19 protein-coding genes and 3 pseudogenes are annotated in these 20798 nt (G+C 49.9%); 8 read left to right on the forward strand and 14 right to left on the reverse strand.

What is annotated here, in order from left to right:
* The first annotated feature begins 16 nt into the window (after nucleotides 1-16).
* The 3 genes from ABD892_RS19820 (at nucleotide 17) to ABD892_RS19830 (ending at nucleotide 3339) form a co-directional block, all read left to right on the forward strand.
* Nucleotides 17-370, forward strand: a complete 354-nt coding sequence (locus tag ABD892_RS19820; RefSeq protein ID WP_345197809.1) for a hypothetical protein — start codon at nucleotides 17-19, stop codon at nucleotides 368-370.
* Nucleotides 367-1488: a hypothetical protein gene (locus tag ABD892_RS19825; RefSeq protein ID WP_345197810.1), complete on the forward strand. Its 1122-nt coding sequence runs from the start codon at nucleotides 367-369 to the stop codon at nucleotides 1486-1488. Before ABD892_RS19820 ends, ABD892_RS19825 begins: the two co-directional genes overlap by 4 nt.
* Before the next feature lie 327 nt (nucleotides 1489-1815).
* On the forward strand, nucleotides 1816-3339 hold the full coding sequence (locus tag ABD892_RS19830) for a hypothetical protein (protein ID WP_345197811.1): 1524 nt from the start codon (nucleotides 1816-1818) through the stop codon (nucleotides 3337-3339).
* Between the two features lie 39 nt (nucleotides 3340-3378).
* On the opposite strand, the gene arsB is transcribed toward ABD892_RS19830, so the two are convergent.
* From arsB to ABD892_RS19885, 11 genes are all read right to left on the reverse strand, one after another.
* Nucleotides 3379-4398: an ACR3 family arsenite efflux transporter gene (arsB, locus tag ABD892_RS19835; RefSeq protein ID WP_345197812.1), complete on the reverse strand. Its 1020-nt coding sequence runs from the start codon at nucleotides 4396-4398 to the stop codon at nucleotides 3379-3381.
* A gap of 10 nt (nucleotides 4399-4408) precedes the next feature.
* Complete coding sequence (locus tag ABD892_RS19840; protein ID WP_345197813.1) at nucleotides 4409-4885, reverse strand: arsenate reductase ArsC; 477 nt, start codon at nucleotides 4883-4885, stop codon at nucleotides 4409-4411.
* A 95-nt stretch (nucleotides 4886-4980) separates the two neighbouring features.
* A complete protein-coding gene (locus tag ABD892_RS19845) occupies nucleotides 4981-5295 on the reverse strand; it encodes an ArsR/SmtB family transcription factor (RefSeq protein ID WP_345197815.1) in 315 nt (104 codons plus the stop codon).
* Nucleotides 5296-5387: 92 nt separating this feature from the next.
* On the reverse strand, nucleotides 5388-5792 hold the full coding sequence (locus ABD892_RS19850) for an SCP2 sterol-binding domain-containing protein (RefSeq protein ID WP_345197816.1): 405 nt from the start codon (nucleotides 5790-5792) through the stop codon (nucleotides 5388-5390).
* 156 nt (nucleotides 5793-5948) lie between these two features.
* Nucleotides 5949-6224: an HU family DNA-binding protein gene (locus ABD892_RS19855; protein WP_486330074.1), complete on the reverse strand. Its 276-nt coding sequence runs from the start codon at nucleotides 6222-6224 to the stop codon at nucleotides 5949-5951.
* Nucleotides 6225-6493: 269 nt separating this feature from the next.
* Nucleotides 6494-6703, reverse strand: a complete 210-nt coding sequence (locus ABD892_RS19860; RefSeq protein ID WP_345197817.1) for a rubredoxin — start codon at nucleotides 6701-6703, stop codon at nucleotides 6494-6496.
* A gap of 18 nt (nucleotides 6704-6721) precedes the next feature.
* Entirely contained in the window at nucleotides 6722-7297 is a 576-nt protein-coding gene (locus ABD892_RS19865) for a YbhB/YbcL family Raf kinase inhibitor-like protein (protein WP_345197818.1), read from the reverse strand.
* Nucleotides 7298-7483: 186 nt separating this feature from the next.
* Nucleotides 7484-8797: a phosphate regulon sensor histidine kinase PhoR gene (gene phoR / locus ABD892_RS19870; protein WP_345197820.1), complete on the reverse strand. Its 1314-nt coding sequence runs from the start codon at nucleotides 8795-8797 to the stop codon at nucleotides 7484-7486.
* An 81-nt stretch (nucleotides 8798-8878) separates the two neighbouring features.
* Nucleotides 8879-9565 carry a phosphate regulon transcriptional regulator PhoB gene (phoB, locus tag ABD892_RS19875; protein WP_345197821.1) on the reverse strand — a complete coding sequence of 229 codons (687 nt, stop codon included), beginning with the start codon at nucleotides 9563-9565 and terminating at the stop codon, nucleotides 8879-8881.
* 127 nt (nucleotides 9566-9692) lie between these two features.
* Nucleotides 9693-10574, reverse strand: a complete 882-nt coding sequence (gene ubiA, locus ABD892_RS19880; protein ID WP_345197822.1) for a 4-hydroxybenzoate octaprenyltransferase — start codon at nucleotides 10572-10574, stop codon at nucleotides 9693-9695.
* 66 nt (nucleotides 10575-10640) lie between these two features.
* On the reverse strand, nucleotides 10641-11171 hold the full coding sequence (locus ABD892_RS19885) for a chorismate--pyruvate lyase family protein (RefSeq protein ID WP_345197823.1): 531 nt from the start codon (nucleotides 11169-11171) through the stop codon (nucleotides 10641-10643).
* A 217-nt stretch (nucleotides 11172-11388) separates the two neighbouring features.
* Here ABD892_RS19885 and ABD892_RS19890 point away from each other — a divergent pair, with 217 nt between their 5' ends.
* Together ABD892_RS19890 and ABD892_RS19895 are read left to right on the forward strand one after the other, a co-directional pair.
* Nucleotides 11389-12216, forward strand: a complete 828-nt coding sequence (locus ABD892_RS19890) for a S1 family peptidase (RefSeq protein ID WP_345197824.1) — start codon at nucleotides 11389-11391, stop codon at nucleotides 12214-12216.
* A gap of 122 nt (nucleotides 12217-12338) precedes the next feature.
* Nucleotides 12339-12872, forward strand: a pseudogene (locus tag ABD892_RS19895) (IS3 family transposase); the annotation flags it as partial.
* Nucleotides 12873-13142: 270 nt separating this feature from the next.
* On the opposite strand, the gene ABD892_RS19900 reads toward ABD892_RS19895, so the two are convergent.
* Nucleotides 13143-15074, reverse strand: a complete 1932-nt coding sequence (locus ABD892_RS19900) for a methyltransferase domain-containing protein (RefSeq protein ID WP_345197825.1) — start codon at nucleotides 15072-15074, stop codon at nucleotides 13143-13145.
* Between the two features lie 324 nt (nucleotides 15075-15398).
* Between ABD892_RS19900 and ABD892_RS19905 the strand changes: the two are divergent.
* Nucleotides 15399-16092: pseudogene (locus tag ABD892_RS19905) on the forward strand (IS1 family transposase).
* 134 nt (nucleotides 16093-16226) lie between these two features.
* On the opposite strand, the pseudogene tnpA reads toward ABD892_RS19905, so the two are convergent.
* Nucleotides 16227-16680 (reverse strand): annotated as a pseudogene (tnpA, locus tag ABD892_RS19910) (IS200/IS605 family transposase).
* A 478-nt stretch (nucleotides 16681-17158) separates the two neighbouring features.
* Between tnpA and ABD892_RS19915 the strand changes: the two are divergent.
* Nucleotides 17159-18061, forward strand: a complete 903-nt coding sequence (locus ABD892_RS19915; RefSeq protein ID WP_345197827.1) for a patatin-like phospholipase family protein — start codon at nucleotides 17159-17161, stop codon at nucleotides 18059-18061.
* Nucleotides 18062-18160: 99 nt separating this feature from the next.
* On the forward strand, nucleotides 18161-19432 hold the full coding sequence (gene yjeH, locus ABD892_RS19920; RefSeq protein ID WP_345197828.1) for an L-methionine/branched-chain amino acid transporter: 1272 nt from the start codon (nucleotides 18161-18163) through the stop codon (nucleotides 19430-19432).
* 149 nt (nucleotides 19433-19581) lie between these two features.
* Here yjeH and ABD892_RS19925 read toward each other — a convergent pair.
* The coding region (locus ABD892_RS19925; protein WP_345197829.1) for an amidase family protein at nucleotides 19582-20798 on the reverse strand (1217 nt) is incomplete at its 5' end.

The following is a 20798-nucleotide window of genomic DNA, read 5'->3' on the forward strand; positions in this document are numbered from 1 at the left end:
CTGTGAGTAAAGTAGCATGGAAGCGACAAGTGCTTACGACCAAAGTAGCAGGTTAATTGTAAAACCTTCTGATGAGAAACCCGCTAAGAGCGGCTATTTTGCATGGCTTTCTAAACGCCAGGTTTCTAAAGACCATGGGTTAATGAAAACGTTTACTCAAAACATCCCCTGTTCCACCAGTAGCAGACCAATTGCAGATATGTTCTGTGCTCACCGCGATATTCCCAGTACGCTGAACAAGCCTATTTCATGGAGTGGACTAGGAGAGTGGGCTCGCCGTTGGATGCCCAGTTCTCAAATAACAGTCGTTATGCCTGATCACCTTGCCGAGGAAATCAAGCAATACCAGAAGAAATACCAGCAGAAATGACTGATGATGAGTTTGTCTTGATTGATGAGAAGCCCCCCACTGCAATACATGGTTCAACGAAAAGAGTATGTCAACGTCATGACGACAGGACATTACCAGGCATATATGCCACTGATAACGCACTACTGCAGTCACTCGGCCACGATCCGGAACAATGCAAAAGCTTTATGGCACCGGTGACTATCGACGACATCAGCAGATTCCATATTCGCCAATCAAAACTACGCAGTAATTGCTATGTTCTTGCACCATTAGCTGCAATGCTGATTTCCCCGATGGCCCAAAGCTATATTCAGTCCATTATTTCTATTCAGACTCATCTGAATGATCAAAACAATAACGAAATCTACACAACAGCAACGGTTTTGTTAAAAGATCATGAAACGCAAGAAACCGTTCCCGTGACAGTCACCTGTGACCCACTCGTGAGTGAACGTGGACACAATATCTATTCCAATAATCATCATGACTTATGGGTGACAATCATTGAAAAAGCCATACATGCTTACCTCATCGCAAAATGTAATCAGATAGAGACACGCCCTCCAAATCAAAGTCCCAATACACGTGAGCACGATTTGCCTGACGATCCCGATGGCGTACTCCTTTCCCTGCAATCAATGCAAGCAGATGCCTCACCCTACTCTGATACGGATGATTTAAAAGGCGATAAAAAAACGACATTCGACCATGGTGATGCCAACATTACCTATAAAGTCCTGCCCTATCACACTGACGCCAATAACAACCAAGATCTGAAACCGTTAATAGAACTGGACGACGACCAAATAAAGAGTCTGCGTCATCACATCAGCAATCGAAAACCTGCCGTACTGGCCACCCGTTTCAGCTACGCCGATGCGGCCAAAATGCCGTGGACAGGCCTTAAGCCAGGTCATATCTATGCAGTTCTTGGTGAAGGACGCGAAGTGGTGGATGGGAAACCAGGGCGAGAAGGCGTATTTATCTATGACCCTTACGGTGAACAAGAGTCAGAAATTCAAGACTTGAAAATTGATGGCAACAATCAGGTAACTGCCGACTTCAGCAAAGGCGCTATCTTATTCGAGCCCTATGACACACTCGCTAAACGATTTTGCAAGGCCACTCCCTATTGACCAATAAAATACATGATGCCACAGGTTCTGTCTCAAATTGAGCGCGTGTCCGGTTAGCATACGCCACCAGAGAAAGAATCACCGGCATTTCAACCAGAACACACAATTTATCAGGTTAATCCATGGGCGTATGAAAGCGGCTGAATAAGCTGAGGGTAAGCCACCAGCCTGTTAATGGATGAGCACCCAGAAAGCATTGAACCACGGATCCGCCGCTGGCTACACAGGGCGACCGTTACGCTGAAGCCTCAAACTCACTTTGTCTGGAACTAATACCAAACACATATTGTCTGATAGATCACAGAAATTACATGTGATGCTGATGTCATGGATTTTGTCGATCTTGGAGCCACTGCAACCCAAATGCCAAACGTCTGGGTATTACGCCCTGACCCTAAAGTACGGAGTTTCCCGGGAAAGCGACTGCTAAAACAATGGATGGCCAAACCCAGACATGGATTACCCCCATCTTACTGTTACGCAGAACGAACAGATATAGACGAACTCCCTTTTGAAACGCTTTTTCTTGCCCAGAGAAATGTGGCAAAGACCAGTAAAACTCGTACAACACTGAGCCGACTGGCAGAAGTCATCAGCACAATTCGTGAAAAAAAGAACATCTCACGCGCTCAATTACCCGATACCTTGGCTCAAATAATTCTGGATTATCAAGACAGTTATGCTGGTAATCCTGACACTGCATCAAGACAAAAAAGCCGCAGCCTAAACAGGATATCTGCAGATAAAGAAAACAATTTTCCTTTTTATGAAACAAAAAATCCTTATACACTACCTCCCGTTTTTGCATCAGACCATGCACTCCTGTCAGCACTTGAAATCACAGCAGATCGTTGTCATGTTGTACCAACGCAAGTTACACACTTCGACAGAGCCTCTCCATTGGATGTACATCAGAGTAGAGAAGCGTCAACTTGCTACCTGATTACTGCGATCTCGTCACTGATGAAATCAGAGGATAAGTTCAAGATTTTATGTTCCAACATTTTTGTCAATAAACCTGTCAATTCAAAAACAAAATCAGCTGATTCAGGAGACACCTATCAAACCGTCACCATAATATTCAGGGATCATCATACAAAAGAGCGTGTACCTGTCACTGTCACCTGTGACTTATTGTTCGATCAAACTGATCATAGTCATTTTAGTGACAGCGTTGTGACACTGTACCCGCTACTTGAGAAAGCTTTTCTGAGCTACCTGATAGCAAAAACTATTCAGCTCACTGAACGATATAGCAAACTTCCTCCCGAACCAAAACAGGAAACGCTAAAAGGTAAAGATCAGAAACAACATCATGATCCTCATGCCGAGGAACGAGCCGAGATTTGTGCAGCTTCCAATGATTTGTTATCAGGCGATAAACGTTCCATTATAGATCTTGGTCGTGCCCCACTTGCCTATGCAGTATTACCTCGCCAATCCCCTGATCAAGACGCTGATGCTGATGATGCCCCGATTTCCTTTCTCTTAGATCTAACGGAAGAAAACCTGCAAAGACTTGAGCAACATCTCAGCGGCGGAGGTTCAGCTGTTATCGGAACAAAAGCTATACAACATTTTCCCAAAGCCTCCCTATTACAGGGATTCAAACCTCATCATATGTATGTTGTTCTTGATAAAGGATCGAAAATTCTGGATGACGGCTCCCAAATCCCTGGTTTTTTTTTACTAGACCCTTATGGCGAACAACGTGCTGAGATCAGGGCGCTTAAGGTAATAAGCAGCAAAATTCCAAAAGAAGTATCTGGCAATCTCAGCAGCAGCGCGCTGAAGTTTATCGAACGAGACCAACTCAGCGCGCACTTTTTAGGTGGATCAATGTACGGGTAACCCAGTAATACGAGTACAACAATACATTGCAACTGGTGGTTAATTGCTTATGGCTGAAAATTGTCCTCGCGTTCGATTTGCGTACGCTACAAGAGAGAGCATCACCGGCACTTCAACCAGAACACCCACAACGGTTGCCAAAGCAGCCCCTGAACTCAAACCAAACAGACTGATTGCTACAGCCACCGCCAACTCAAAGAAATTGGATGCGCCAATCATCCCACCAGGTGCTGCAATACAGTGAGGCTGTTTCCACTTTCTCATCCAGACATAAGCAATGGCAAAGATCAGGTACGTCTGCAGTAACAGCGGAATGGCTATCATCACAATATCCAGCGGATTGCTGAGGATTTTCTCGGCCTGGAAACCAAACAACAGAATAACTGTGCCCACTAACCCGACGATAGACAACGGTTTCAGTTTTGCACCAAGCGCCTGCAATGCTGACTCCGAACGCATCGCCTTACGCGTCAACCAACCGGCCACTAGCGGGATAACAACAAACAACGAAACCGACAGCAACAGTGTATCCCAAGGTACAAAGACATCCGTGACCCCCAGAAGAAATGCAGCAATAGGTGCAAATGCAATAATCATCACCAGATCATTCACAGCCACCTGTACCAGGGTATAGTTCGGATCCCCTTTGGTCAGTTGGCTCCAGACAAACACCATCGCCGTACACGGTGCCACACCCAGCAGGATCATACCGGCGATATACTGTTCACCCAGTTCTGCAGGAATCCAGGCCGAGAAAATGTGTCGCATGAACAGAACGGCCAATAACGCCATGGTGAAGGGTTTGATCAACCAGTTCACCGTCAGGGTAATGACCAATCCTCGAGGACGACGATGGACATTTTTCACCGAGGCAAAGTCCACCTGCATCATCATCGGGTAGATCATCAGCCAGATCAGCACAGCAATAGGGAAATTGATGTTGGCGTATTCCAGCTCCCCAAGCCAGGCGAACTGCGTCGGAAAGATTGATCCACCCACAATACCGGCCAGCATGCCAAGGCCAACCCAGACACTCAGGTAACGCTCGAAAATACCCATGTCATGTCTCCTATATTGACTGTTCGTGAATCTGTGCGAGAGCACCCAGCCATTCGCTGTCAGACAAATCGTCCGGTAGTGCAATTAATGCACTGATCCGTTGTTCCAATTGCTGGAAAGTCAGCTCAAACGCAGCACTGATGGCTTCCTGGTCACCTGTCACCCCTGCCGGATCGGGTAATCCCCAGTGAACTTTCAGTGTCTTGCCGGGAAATATCGGGCAAGCCTCTGCCGCCGCGTTGTCACAGACTGTGATGACCAGGTCAATGGGCATTTCAGTAAACGCCTCAAGTCCTTTACTGCTGAGCCCAGAGGTGTCTACGCCATGCTGCTGTAAAACCGATAAAGCACCGGAATTCACCTGGCCGGCTGGTTGGCTGCCCGCACTGTGGCCAGTGAACCGCGTCCCACCGAGATGGTTTATTAATGCTTCGCCGATGACACTACGGCAAGAGTTGCCTGTACATAAAACCAGAATATTCTTCATAACTTGAACCCTTTTTACGTTAATCGACGAATAACGATTAAGGAATGCTAAAAAATACCCGGTACATGGTCGATCCAGGTATAGGGTCATCAGATTTACAGGTAATCAAGCAATGTCCGGAACTGCGCCACTGCTTCAGTGTTCAATGAAAAGCAGGTCCGCGGATGCTGCACTTCCGCATGGATAAAACCGGCTTCTCGCAAGATGCGCAAATGCTCAGAAACCGTTGACTGGGCCAGCCCCAGCTGTTCCACGAGGTCACTGCCAAGACAGCTGTCACTGACTGTCAGAATCCGCAGCAGCCTGATCCTGGCAGGATGTGCCAGGGCCTTCGCGCAGGTGGCCAATGCCTGTTCCCGTGCTTCATCCACGGCAATATCGTTAAGGCTACTCAGACATTGTTTTGTCATGGCTATCAAACCCTTCATCGTCAATCGACGATGAAGGTATAAAACCCACGCTTGTCTGTCAATCGGTTTTCACCGCAGCAGACAACAACCCATCAAGCCGCTTTTTTGGGTTCGGCGCTTTTCGATTTTTTCTTTTTCCCGGGCTTCAGGTACTTGGTCAGTGACTGGAACCACATGACCAGTGCCGGATTACCCTGGATAACAATATCCCGGTCCTGAATACCCTGCATGAAGGCGACTTGTGCATTCTTGGCCGTCAGCGCCTTCAGCCCTTTCTCTGCAGAGGTGAAATTGATGGCAAACGCCGGGGAATCCACGGTACCACTCCGGGCGCGGACACGCTCATCCTTCACAATGTAATGGCGGGCAACGCCATCATCACTGGTAATCTGGAATACCAGGTCTTTGTCTTCCAGCTTTTTCCGGAAATCCGGATTAGTGCGGCTGGCACGTGCCATCAACAAGCCCAGCGCCCAAAGCAGCAAGCGAAATTTCATTCTAAGACTCCCCCGTGGGTGTTTCCTGATTCAGCCGAGGCATTCTAGCGGGTGACAACGAGATGTACAGTGGCAGGTAGGGTGTGATGCTAAACGTCAGCGGCCAGTAAACAAGACGACATACTGGCCGGCTTATGGCCGGCCAGATAAACGGAATCAGTCGTTTACTGCTTCCTTGAGCGCCTTGCCAGGCTTGAAGCCAACGGTGGTGCTGGCCTTGATCTGGATCGGTTCGCCAGTCTGGGGATTTTTACCCATACGGGCACCACGCTCACGGGATTCGAAAGAACCAAAACCGATCAGGTTTACTGATTCCTTACGCTCAAGCGCCTTAGTGATTTCATCAAGGAGAATGTTCAGTGCGTCAGTGGCTTTGTCTTTGGTGAGATCGGCACGGTCTGCGATAGCATCAACAAGGTCTGGTTTGCGCATATTTTTCCCTCTCGACTCCTTGGAGTATTTTTTCTTCTTTTGGGTTTTCCATACCGGGCCAGTTCCTGTACCCGGAGAGAAAGCTGCCTGACACCGTGTGTTGTGGTGCAGAACTCAACCTTAAAACAGTCTGCTACTACAGGGCAATACCCTGAAGCCCTCTATTCTCTGGAAAAACTGTCAATTTATCGAAGTGCTGCCAGAAAAAACACAACAGATAGTTTGTCAGTGAAACCCATGACTCGATATATGGGATTTTGATGTTTTCTTTACAAAATCAGCTTCATCTCAAAATCCTGCTTGCAGGTACCGCAATCCGGGCATAACCAGTCCTCCGGTACATCATCCCAGCGAGTGCCCGGCGCGATACTGTCTTCTGGCCATCCCTCAGCTTCATCGTAAATAAATCCACAGATAACACACTGCCACTTGCGCCATCCTTGCTGTTTTGCGCTATCGGTTTGCGCATTTGAGGACATGACCAGAAGCCATATAGATTACAGACCTCGGGCAAAGGGCGCGGTCAGCGTTGCCGTATCAATGGTGTGCGCATTCACAACAAAACCGGTGAGTGCGCCGGATGCGTCCTTGGGAACACTGACTTTATCCACATCAAGGGCATGCAACACAAACTCATACAGATGGACACTGCCCTGTGGTGGACAAGGGCCGCCATAGCCGTAAAAGCCATAATCATTTCGCATTTGTAAGGCACCTTTGGGGGCAACTGTTCTATTCACGTCACCGGCACCTTCTTTCAGCGATGCCTCACTGGCGGGAATATTGATCATTTGCCACTGCCAGAAACCACTGCCCGTCGGGGCATTCGGGTCATAGACCATCAGGGCAAAACTTTTTGTGCCCGGAGGCGCTCCCGTCCAGCTGATGGCAGGCGACACATTGCTGCCATTACAGCCAAAGCTGTTGTATTCCTGTTTCTTGGCCATCATGCGCAGTGGGGAAATATCCGGGCTGCTAAGCCGAAAGCTTTTCTCCTGGGGCGTCGATGCACAGGCCGGTAATGACAACGCGACCGCACCTAACAGGAAACCCGTTAAACATTGCGTTTTCATGGTGATACTCATCAAGATGGGCGGTATGACAGGGAACGTCCCCGTTGCCGGGCAGGCCTCACAGTAATGAACACTGCTGGCAACGAAGTACTGCAAGATAAACGACATTTGCCAGAAGAAGATGGCACATAATCGCCATATGGCAAGTCGGTCGGTTAAGAAAAGGTCAACGCAAAATAAGCGTCCTCAGCCACACTCCCGTCTCACGGCAGGAAAGCGACAGGAGAACGTGCTGCCCTTACCCGGTTTACTGCTGACGTCTAACACGGCATTGTGACGCAGCAACACATGCTTGACGATGGCCAGCCCCAGACCCGTTCCACCGGTTTGAGAATGGCGCCCCTTGTCCACCCGGTAAAAACGCTCCGTCAACCTGGGTAGGTGCTGTGGATCAATACCGATGCCGTTATCCTTCACCTGAAGCGTGGCGCCATAATTGTTCTCCAGCCAGCGAACCTTGATATCGCCTCCTTCCGGCGTATATTTCACAGCGTTGTAAACCAGGTTGGAAAAGGCGCTGCGTAACTCCTCACGGTTTCCGGTCAAGCAGGCACTGTCAGGACACTCTAGCTTGACACGGTGTTTGCCATCACTGTAAGCCATGGCGTCATTCACAACAGTATCCAGCAGTTCATGAACATTCACAGCGCCCTGGTCAACCTGGTTGTCAGAGGTTTCAAGCCGCGACAGGGTCAGCAGATCACTGATGATATTCTGCATCCGCTCCGCCTGGGTCAGCATCTGCGTCAGCGCGCGCTTCCAGACCGGCGGTGCTTTGTCCGGCATCAATGCCAAACCATCCTGCATCGTCTCCAGGTAACCCGTAATCACCGTCAGTGGTGTACGCAACTCATGGGATACGTTGGCTACGAAATCTTTCCGCATGACTTCCAATTGATGCAACCGGGTAATATTACGCACAACCACCAGTCGATTATTCGTCCCGTAAAGCGTAATGGAATATTGCAGCCGGATGTTCTCAATCACCGGAGAAGAGAGTTCCAGCGGTTCGCTATAGGCATTCTGCTCAAAATAACGGATAAACCGGGGATCGCGAATCAGGTTGGTAATGTGTTGTCCCTGATCGTCAGGATTACGAAAACCGAGTAATTGCTCTGCGGCCGGGTTCCACCATTCAATACAGCCCTGGCTGTTGACCATGACAATCGCGTCACTGAGCGCACCGGTGGACGCCTGCACCCGATCAATAACGGCTTGTAACCGACGCCGGGATTTCTGCTGTCGTCGCTGAAGACGGTAGATATTATCGAAGATTACCCCCCAGAGACCGTGACTGCTGGGAGGTTCCTGTTCTGAAAACTCACTGGCTTCCAGCCAGTGGCCAAGGCGAAACATCTGGATCAGGGTCCAGACCAGATAGCCGGAAATTCCCAGTAATAAACACAGGGTCACCTGGTCAGTGACCAGCCCCAGCAACAGGCAGGCACCCAGCAATAGCACCAGCCGCCGGACAACAGCAGACTGCCAGTTACGATTCACGTTGGATCAACCCTTTACGATAACAATCCCTGCCGATCATCCAGAGACAGGATGCAGGCATTCGGCTTATGATTCAGACGATCAGGCCCGTGTAGAAAAACGGTATCCGGTTCCCCTGACAGTCTGCACCAGACGCTCATATTCATTGCCCAGTGCCTTACGCAGCCGGCGGATGTGAACGTCAACCGTGCGTTCTTCCACGTAGACATTACCGCCCCAGACATGATCAAGCAACTGACCCCGGGTATAGGCCCGTTCCTGGTGGGTCATGAAGAACTGGAGCAGGCGGTATTCGGTCGGCCCCATGTCGGAAGGATTGCCATCTATTGTGACTCGATGACTGACAGGATCCATCGTCACCCCTTCCACCACGATCGGCTCATTCTGGTCAGCAGTACCGGCGCGGCGAAGAACCGCTTTCAGGCGCGCCACCAATTCACGAGGAGAGAAAGGCTTGGTGATGTAATCATCTGCCGTCTCCAGACCCTGGATTTTATTATCTTCTTCGCACTTCGCAGTCAGCATGATGACCGGAATATCGGCGGTCAATTCGTCCCGCTTCAGGCGACGGGCAAACTCAATACCACTGCCGCCGGGCAGCATCCAGTCGAGCAGGATCAGGTCAGGCCGCTGATCGACAATAATGCCATGGGCCTCGGCGCAGTTTTCCGCTTCCAGACAATGGTAGCCAGCCATCTCCAGCGCCACCATGATCATTTCGCGAATGGGCGCTTCATCGTCCACGATCAGAATATTGTTGCCTGTCATTACCCTGTCCCGTCTCCCTGTTTCTGGCTCCGAGCCGCCAGTTATTTAGTAGGGATTACACCGGCTGAATGTTACAGACAAATGACAGCCAGCTGAAAACGTAGAAACCAGTTCAAACGCAGCACTCTTACCCACTGATCAGGTAGTTACCGAAAATACCGGCAAAGATGGTCATACCCACCCAGTGGTTATTCAGGAATGCCTTGAAGCAGCCATCCCGTTCACGGGTGCGCGTCAGGCGGTACTGATACACAAACAACCCGGCAGCGCCCACCAGCCCCAGGTAGTAGAACCAGCCCAGCGACAGTTTCGCCCCGACAAAGAGTAGTCCCACCAGCGCCAGTATCTGCAGTACAGCATTGATCAGCGTATCCAGCTCACCGAAAAGGATAGCCGTTGATTTAATGCCGATGCGCAGGTCATCATCCCGATCCACCATGGCGTATTGGGTATCGTAAGCTACTGTCCATAGCAGATTGGCCGTAAACAGCAACCAGGTCATCGCCGTGAGCTCACCGGTCTGAGCCGCCCACGCCATAGGGATCGACCAACCGAAAGCAGCCCCCAAAACGACCTGGGGAAGGTGTGTATGCCGTTTCATAAAGGGATAGATCACCGCCAGTCCCAAGGCGCCAAACGACAGGCCAATTGTCAGCGGGTTGGTCAACAGCACCAGAATAAAAGACATCAGCACCAGTCCGGAGAACAGGCCTAGCACTTCTTTCTCGGCGATTTTTCCGGTGACGATCGGTCGCATGCAGGTACGTTTCACATGCCCGTCAAACCGGCGGTCTGCATAATCATTGATGACACAACCGGCACTGCGCATGAGTACAACACCGGTGACAAAAATCGCCAGCACCCCCAGATTCGGCACACCTTCTGCGGACAGCCAGAGCGACCAGAGCGTCGGCCACAGCAGCAGTAACGTGCCAATGGGCTTGTCCAGGCGCATGAGCCGGATAAAGTCGTCGAGGCGAGGAAAATAGCGGGTGAGCGTCGCCTTCATGGGTCCCCTGAATTCTTGCATTATTTCCGCCGCAGTCTAAAAGTCCTCACGGCGGGCTGCAACCGTTTAGGGGTCAGGCAGAAAAAACTCGCTGACCAAAAGGGGTTGGCCTGAGAGGTAAAAAACAGAACGTCGGCCCCATGAGGTTTGTTCATCGTAATCAAAGGGCAGACAACCATTAAACGTCCGGGCAGCCAACGATGAGACTTCGATCTCCCCACGTTTAAGATTGGGGTCAGCAAACAAAACCTCACCTAATGGTCGGTCTTTCAGCTGAAGCAGGCAGCGGTTACCTCCCTGCAGCGACGTCACAGGCAAAATACTGCGGGCAAAGACCTTGGGCTGGTCATTACAGATCAGCAGTACTTCCCTGATGCTGGCGCGGGTCCGATCATGGAGATCCAGCGCCTGTCGCTCGTCCAGCCGGGGAATCCCCCAGTCATGCCGGAGTACCTCAACCCTGAAAGTACCGGGAAAATCCTGCTGGAGCTTCAGGGTCAACGACCCCCTGTGTAACAGCCAGGTACGCCATTCTTCCGGCGTGGTCAGTGCCTGTGCCGGTCGCCAGTCCTGGCCTGAGAGACAACATGAAGACATGGTATTTATCGTTCCCAGAGTTAGGGCGGAGCATGCGCTATCACCCGGCCTGATGCAAGCCAGAAACAAACCGAACGAATGGCGTAAAAGCGGCACCCCCGACCATTAAATCCAAGGGAACCACGTACACATTTTATGGTCTTACTAAGACAGATGGCTGTAATCAGTCCCTTTCGGAGACAGCCAGCTATTTCCCGGGATGGAGGTCAAAACCGCAATGGACACGCTATTTCACCGCTATTCACGCTCAATTCTTCTGTCACTCAGCCTGCTGGCTTCCCCGTTTAGTGCCGCCCACAGCATTGATGATGCTCAGGCGCTTAAGGTCATAGGAGGACAGCCAATTACCGATGACAGCCAGCCCTGGCAAGTCTCTCTGCAGGATATGGGACAACATTTCTGTGGCGGTTCCCTGGTCGCACCCCAGTGGGTGATGACCGCAGCCCATTGCGTGGAAGATTATGACAACGACCCGGCTGCCCTTGAAAGCCTGGACATACGGGTTGGCGTCACGGATTTATCGGATACCTCTCAGGGCGTTTATGCCGAAGCCGCCGCCATCTTTGTGCCAACCTGGTGGGAAGGTGAAGGGGACATTGCCCTGATCAAACTGAAAGAACCCATCACCGACATCCCCTACCTGCCGCCCGCTGACGAACGCACCATGCGGGAATCCGGCTACGAAGGCGCCATGGCCACTGTTTCCGGCTGGGGTGTGACGGATGATGAAAACACCGGCCTGCCTGATGTGATGCATACGGTGAACGTGCCCATTGCCCCCTGGTATTTCTGTGCCATGTTCAACAGTGAAAATGGCGATCTCTCAGAGAACGAAATCTGTGCGGGCTATATCGATGGCGGCAAGGATGCCTGCTATGGCGACAGCGGTGGTCCGTTAATTATCAAGCATCACGGCCGTCCGGTTCAGGCAGGTATCGTTTCCTGGGGTAGTGGATGTGGACAACCTTACAAATACGGTGTCTATTCCAGGGTTGCGTCGTTCTCCGACTGGCTTCGCAGTACGATTAGAAACAATAGTGACTGACAGCCCGATCAGCCCCGATCTAAAAACAACCCCGATAGACTAACGGGAGTCCCTACGTTGTAATCGCGGGTTGCAAAAGTATCAGTTTTTCCCATTGCTGTACCAGCTGATTCTGAAATAGTCCCCAAAAAATCAACAAGACCTATCCCTATCTGCTAAAGGGGTTAACAATCAATCGTCCCAACCAGATGTAGGCGACAGATATAATCTATATCCCCATGAAGCGTGGTTTTATGTACCTGTTTGCCATTATGGACTGGTACAGTCGGTGCGTGCTGGCATGGCGGTTGTCCAATACTATGGACGCTGACTTTTGTGTTGATGCGCCTGAAGAGGCGCTGGATAGCTATGATGCCCCGGAAATCTTCAATAGCGATCAGGGAAGTCAGTTCACCAGAGAAGCCTCCACCGGCGTACTCAGGAACCATGGTGTCCGGATCAGCATGGATGGCAAAGGCTGTTACCGGGATAATATCTTTGTCAAGCGGCTCTGGCGCCGTGTAAAGTACGAGTGTGTCTATCTGAAGGCATTCGATAGTAGTGCCCGGCTGCGACAGGAAATGAAAAGCTATTTCCTGTTGTATAATTCCAAACGCCCCCACCAGGGGTTGTGTGACCACACACCAGATCAGGTGTACTTTGAACAGACAGCCTGAGACCTGAATAACAATGGATCAACTATCCACTCAGGCTGTTTGAAGAGTGGGAACCAGTTCAGCTGGCATTCATATCACCGACGCAATAACGTAGTCAGAAAGTTGAATGGGTACACTCAAGCCAGTGAAGATAAATCATAACCTCAACACTCAAAGAGCATATACCGGCACAAAGACAATCAAAAATCCCATTTGTCTTTGTGCCTTTATAGATAACCTGTAAAGTTCTGAACGGCTCAGCTCAGACTCAATTAAGCGGGTGATGGAAACTCACATGGCTGCTCCCATCTCATTCTGATCAACGGCATGATTTTGAATGCTTTCGTATCGTTCCAATGCTGATTTCAAAATAAGCTGCAACAGATCCTTGTAGCTGTAACCACCAAATCCAGCCATGAGATTCAGTTTACCATCCCAGCACCAGCCCGGATTCGGATTAACTTCCAGCAGTTTTATCTGACCATCTTTACTGGCTCTGAAATCAAACCGTGCGTAATCACGACATCCTGTACGCTCAAACATCTTAACGGAAGCATCAATTAATTTTCGACGACAATCATCATCTATATCTGCCTCCACATAGGAAATATCATTCCAGTATGGCGAGTCGGGAAGCCACTTGGACTCGTAGCCTAGAATAGCTGGCAAGTCCGCAGGTAATTTACTGTAATCTACCTCCAGTACAGGCAGCACCGTATAATTTCCCTGTGCGCCAATAATACCTACACTGTATTCATTACCCTCGAGAAACTCCTGAATAAGAATAGGTGTGTCAGGCAGCGTTTCATGCAGATGGTCCAGATAGGAAATCAGTGCTTCTGCATCTCTGACGACTGCATCCCGGGTAATACCGATAGAACTGTCGCCGTAATTGGGCTTTAACAGTGCAGGAAAAATCGAGGGCAAAGAAACCGCCTGATCAGAGGGGTCATAATAGGTCTCATCAGGAACAGGAATATCGAGACTCTGTGCCAGGGCACGTATGACAGACTTGTTATAACACAGTGCGAGACATGCCGGTTCGGCACCGCTATAGGGAATACCCAACATGTCCAGATAGGCCGGTACGTGCAACTCTTTGAAAGCATCATTTTGATAACCCTCATCACAGAGATTCAGAACCATTCGGGGCGGATTCGCCTTTAGCTGGTTAATAAGGCTCTCATGATGATCAAAAAAGTCGAAGTCAATGCCTTCAATCTGATTCAACGTGGATTTCAGACGATGGATGGTATCCAAGTCTTCATCATTAAAGACGCCATTTTTCTTGACCGTATCTGTAAGCCGTGGATCACCCAGCAGGACAGTGATACCTCGCCTGGTTTTCGCCGTATGGGATAATACCTTTTTCTCCTCACCCCGTGCGGTCACAAAAAGCCGGTTTGCCATCATCCCGAGATCATGACCATGAGGAGAGTCGGTCTCCAGACCCGAATGAACCTGAACATCGGTAAACTCAAGCTTCTCCAGTAAAGCCGCTATCTGTTCTGCATCGTACAGGCGTTCTGCATAAAATTGATCAGCAATAACCCCCTTTTCTGCATGTACAACCACTTCCCGCGAAATAATCCGCACCCTGTCATCGGAAAGGGATCGCTCACGGCAGACAAAATGATTCTGATCAATCCACTCCCAGGAGCGGGGCTCAAAAGACGCCCTCATCCAGGCCCCGTTAGTGATATCGAGGGCAAGTTTACCTCTGGATTTCAAGGTACGCTTGATGGATTCCAGAACAGCAATATCATCTTCTTCCCTTTCAAAGTAACCGAAAGAGTTTCCCATTAAATAAATCGCATCCTGAGAATTTTTGCCTAATCGAATTTTCCTGGCATCGCCCTCAGAAAAGGCCACAGGGAGTTTCAGATTGGATGCGCGCTTTCGGGCCAGACGAATGAGATAGCGGGAACGGTCAATACCCGTAATTTGGGTATATCCACGGGAAGCCAGCTCCAGAGCGTGACGCCCCTGCCCACAGCACAGATCGAGGATATGATCCCCAGGATTTAACTGAAGAGCATGAATCAGGGCATCGACATCGCGAGTGGTATTTGTGACGTTTTCAACAACATCTCCATCTGTTTTCAGATATAAAGAGTTAAAAAGACTTTTCCACCATTCCGAAGGCAAGTGGCGCTCTAGGTCAGAAACAGGTCCAAGCGTACGCTGCATACCGGCAATGCGCTGTTTTTGTTTTATTTGCATGTCTAAAGTATCCTGAATCAGGATGGTTGGTATGATGTTTTACAGCAAATAGATAGTGGTTTTGGAGACCTTCTCTGATGTTACTGTTTAACTGTAAAAATGAAAGCCGTCAAGAACGTATCACTGGACAGTTGAAACCTACATTTTAACCCCAATGGCTTCGAAATCACTGGAGCACTGGAACAGGTACCTGTGCCTGAAATGATGAAAAGTCATGACTGGGAGGATAAGTTAAGACGCCCGATGATGTGGTGATGAATCAGATCCGTTGATTCCGTATATATAACAGTGGCCGACAATGGTTCTGCTGCGCATTTTTGGATTATGGCTGTCATTGACGTTGTATGCCCCGGCTGTCAAAACATTGATAGTGTTATGAATAACGGTAAAGCGGACTCCGGACCGCAACGCTATCTCTGCCGACACTGCAAACACAGCTTTCAGCTCGATTTCATCTATAACGCTAACAAACACGAACGGATCGAGGATATGGCGATGAATGGCTCGGGAGTCAGGGATACGGGCCGAGTACTCGGAATCAGGCCAACCACCGTCATCAGCCATCTAAAAAACTGGCGCCATCCAATGTGACATCGCAACCTTTTGAGGGGGAAGACCAGATGCTGATCTGCCAGATGGACTAGCAATGGTCGTTTGTCGACAATAAGGGGAACCAGCGCTGGTTGTTCTATGCTTGGGAACCTCGTTATCAGAAAGTGATGGCTCATGTATTCGGCCGCAGGACAAAAGCAATACTGAACAGACTGATAGCGCTGATAAAACCCTATAAATTCAGGTTTTACTGTAATGATGACAGGCATCCATACAGCACGGAACTGTCGGAAGACGGCCATGTTGTAAGCAAGCACTTTACCAGAGTATTGAAAGAAACAATCTGACACTGCGTACCCGGATTAAGCGGTTGAATCGAAAGACTATCTGCTTCTCCCGCTCAGAAGAGCTACATGACAAAGTCATCGGAGAGCTCATCTCCAGAATGCGGTATCAACCGGCTTGAAACGCGACCGATGATGTTTATGCTTATCATCAAAGCACGAAAAAGGTAACAAAATTCAGATCAACAGCGTAAGAAGAAGTTAAATGACCTCCGCCAAAGCCGGAGGCTTATTAGATGTCGCCCTCAAAGGGCTTTCATTGCACCCATGGGCGCGCGTCCCAACCAGGATTTAACTGGTCATGTCGTTCATCATTCTTTTCCTGGTCACGGATATATGCCCTGACAACATCTTCATCCAAACCAACCGTTGTCACAAAATATCCTCTTGCCCAGAAATTCTCTCCACTGAAGTTTCGTTGCCGTCCCTTAAAATGGCGGGCTATCGCTATGGCACACTTGCCCTTCAAATAGCCGACAACATGTGACACTGAATATTTTGGTGGAATACTGATACATATATGGACATGATCACGTATCAAGTGGCCTTCCAGAATCTCACAACCCTTACGTTTCGCGAGTTCATGAAATATGTTGCCGAGAAATTTTCTCAACCATCCGTAGATCCACCTTCTGGCGCTTCTTCGAAATAAAAGTCACATGATATTTACAATCCCAGCGGGCATGGGTCAGACTCTTGTAGTCTGGCATAGGTTAAATCTAAAGAAATACCCCGCACAGGGCGAGGTTCCAGGCTCACTTATTGTTATTATTTCTGTTGGCGCCTGCTTGTTATTCACTAAGTGGGCTCACATCAGAGATGTCTCCCCTTCTGGCTTCCCCCTCACAGGCTTGCGCTCATTCTACGTATTTTCCGAATATGTGTAGCTGATATATCTCAAAACACTGGCTTTCCAATATCCGGATAATGGAAGGTTTATATTCAGTAAGCCTTTCCCCGAAGTAACCTGACATAGCGAAGCAGTTCATCTGATCGTTTCCAACTCCGCTCAACAACCATCGTCCTGATAACTGTTATTTATGACCATGATTGAGATTATTGCTTTGTCTCTCCGGTCACAACTTATTCAAAATACCTCCACTCAGAAATCAACGCTGATCTCCCGCCCCTCATGACGGGAGACAACCGGAATTCTGGATCTGGCTCGCTTTTTCGGAGGATTGCATGATGCCACCACAAACTACCACACATTTACATTTCAGCATGGCGGGAAAAACCGCGCTGGTTGCCGAGGGTGGCGGTATGCGTGGTGTTTTTACGGCCGGCGTTCTCGATGCATTCCTGGTGAATAACTACAACCCGTTTGACCTGTATATTGGCTGTTCCGCCGGCGCACTGAATCTCTCGTCCTATATTGCCGGACAATACCGTCACGGCTATCACACGATTTCTGATTTCACGACGCGCCCGGAGTTTTACAACTGGAGCCGTTTTCTCCGGGGCGGCCACGCCATTGATCTGGACTGGCTCTGGGAAGCCACTGACCGGGAGAACCCCTTACAAATTGACACAGCCGCCCGCCAGCTGGGCAATCGGGAGTTTCTGATTGGGGCCAGCCATGCCAGCGCAGGCGAAGCGACCTACCATCACGCTGTCCCCTCCAGCTGGCAGCAACTGCTGAAAGCCTCCTGTGCGATTCCAGGACTTTACCGGACACCCGTCATGCTGCACGGACAACCCTATGTTGATGGAGGTGTTGCCGACCCGATCCCCGTTCGTGAAGCCTGGTTACGGGGTGCTCGCCGTATTATCGTCATCCGAACCCACAGCCATGCCTACCGTGAACACCGCAGCTGGCGTGAGCATATGGCGCAGCTGTTGTTGCGACACCAACCTGCCGTCGCAGAGATGATCATGACGCTGGAGCAGCGCTATAACCAGGCCTGTGCATTTATCGAGCGTCCGCCGCAGGGGGTTGAAGTGATCGAAATCGCACCAACTACTGAATTGGCCACGCCAATGCTGAGCCGTAACCAGACAACACTGGCACAGGATTATCATGCTGGCTGCGAAGCCGGCATGCACTTTCTGTATCAGCAAGGTATTTGCCAACACTGTCTTGCGGCCTGATAGCAACCCACTCTTTTTCTCACTGCCAATATTTAGCCATACGCTTCGACAAATCATGGCTACCCTTGCTCTACGTGATTGCCAAAAGCGCCTGCTGTCATGAATGAACTTCGCAAAGAGATTGGCCTGCTACAGGGCATCGGCCTGATGTCGACCTCGTTATTAGGCATGGGTATTTTTGTCGTACCCTCTGTAGCGGCCACGCTCTCCGGTGAAACCTCACTGTGGGCGTGGCCAATCCTGATTCTCCTTATCGTCCCTGTCGCCCTCACGTTTGCCCGCCTTGGGCAACAGTTTCCCAACGCCGGTGGCGCAGCCTACTTTGTTGGCAGGGCTTATGGTCCGGCCTGGGATAAACTGACCGCGGTCTTATTTCTCAGCGTGATTCCGGTTGCCATTCCTGCCGGGCTGCATATTGCTTCCGGCTTCTGGTACGCCATGTTTGACCTGACGCCCATGGGCGAGTTGTTGATACAACTGCTGACCCTGATGTTGATTCTCTTCCTTGGACTTTTAGGTGCCAAAATCTCCGGCAATGTACAAATTGCCATAGCCCTGATTATTGCGGCGCTGGTCGTGGCGATCTGGTATTTCGGCGAGCTGACCGTAAAGGACAGTGTTCCCGGTGACTTTGAACTGGTGGCGGTCGGCGAGGCCATAGGCGTCATCTTCTGGTGCTTTATCGGGCTCGAGGCCTTTGCTCACATGGGGGAAGAATTCAAATGCCCGGAGCGGGATTTCCCCCGGGCCATGGTTATCGGCTTTGTATTGTCCGGCATTGTTTACTGGGCCTATTCCGCTGCAGTGCTGAAATTCGGCGCTTATGGTTCGCCGGAGCAGGAAGTGACGTCCATGCCCACCATCCTCTACCTGCTGTTTGGCGATAATGCCCGTTATATTGCCGGCGTGGCGGGTTATCTGGCCTCCTTCGCCTCAATCAATATCTACCAGCAGGGCTTTGCCCGACTGGTCTGGGCCCAGGCCCGGCAAGAGCGGCTACCCGCCCTGCTACACCGGACATCCGGTCGGGACGTGCCCGCCAATGCCCTGATCACCGTTATCATCGTCAGCGTGATCAGCACGGTTGCGGTGGCTGTTTTCGCGCTGCCTCTCGATGACCTGATCCGGTTCACCAACGGCAACTTCATCATGGTCTATGTGCTCAGCATGGCGGCTGGCTGGAAAGTGTTCCGAGGGTTTCCACGCTGGCTGGCAGGTTTCTCAGTGATCCTGAGCCTGATTCTCCTCAGTATGCTGGGAACTGATTGCTGGTATGTATTGGGTATATTCTGCGCTTACTGGATAATGTTATTACTTTATAAACGCCTGCTTTCCAGACACATCCATAAAATGAAACATACGACCCTATAACAAAAAGCGTAGATTCGCTCAGGATGATTAAACACCGTTTATTTCATCCCCCAATAAAAAACCAGTTAGAGCTGCCAATAGCATAATCTAACTGGTTTAAGAGAATTTAACTGTATTATGGTCTATTCAAAAAACACTAACACTTACTGCTATGCTTGTTGTGCTTTCCGACGATCTCGTGCTGCAGCCAATTGCTCATAAATATAGAATTCCGGTCGATTGAGTTTCAGTTCGTCATGCTGACGACAGATAAGCTCTAGCTCTCTGCCAACAGCGATTAACTCCCACGGATCCACTTTATTGGATGTCGCCATAATCGAAAGGCTGGTTGGCATATGGTCGTTGCCATTATTACCGTGTGGATGCCCTATAGGTATCGTTGCCCTCGGTAAGCGGCCCATATTTGCATAACTCGATATCTGTGAATACTGGAAAGTCAGCTTCGGATCTGAGCTATCAAAACGACGGCGCCACCAGCTGACCGGTTGAGCCACTTTGTTACAGGTTGGCAGTATCACAAACTTCACACCATGCTCATACAAGCTTTCAAACCGTTGCTCCATTTGCAGCTTCACGATTTCACATCGGCGCTCCTGGCCTGGCTGAATCTGACCGGCGGTAGCAATCTTGGCTGTCAGCGAAGCAGACGCATTACGCCGTTGTTCATCGGATAGCGCATTGTTAAAGACACCAAGCTCTTCTCTTCCTGCGAGGCCGGCATGCGCAAGCATTGCCATCAATGCATTATTGTTGCCCAGCGATGTTAGCAGTGACATAACATCCACTTCGTAAAAGCCATGAGCACTGTTTGTTTGCTTCCAAATAGCAACGGCTTCCAGTATTTTTTCAGCCACTTCTGGATCTACGACATTACGCAGGCTGCCACTATCAACAGCAATTGTAGAATTAAGGAAATTCAGACTCTCCGCAGTCGGTGGAACCTCCGTCATATGCTGAAGAACATCAACGATGCTAGACATATTGTTACCGATCAAGCCCATATCACACATACCTGAGTCTTCATACGCACTGCCTTGACGTGGTATAAACGAGCGACCTGTTTCATCACGTCCTCCTTTAAATCCTGTCCCCCCAGAAGCGTGGGCTGGCCCACCGGTTGAATTTCCAAGATCACTAGCAGTAACCACAGGCGCAGCGCCGGCACCAACAGCTTTTCCACCTCCCACAGTAGATCCAAGACAACCACGATCCGCATCATACGGATTGGGTGACATTTCTCCACGGGTATCAAAACCTAATTCTTCCTGACAAGTGGATGGTCCCACCCTTAAATCCCGCTTAACCTTGGGAATGTGAGCAAGCTGGCCGTACTTTTGGCAACAGAGTACAGTTTTTGCACAAAACG

Source organism: Kistimonas scapharcae, from assembly GCF_039540975.1.
In the GTDB taxonomy this organism is placed as follows: Bacteria; Pseudomonadota; Gammaproteobacteria; order Pseudomonadales; family Endozoicomonadaceae; genus Kistimonas; species Kistimonas scapharcae.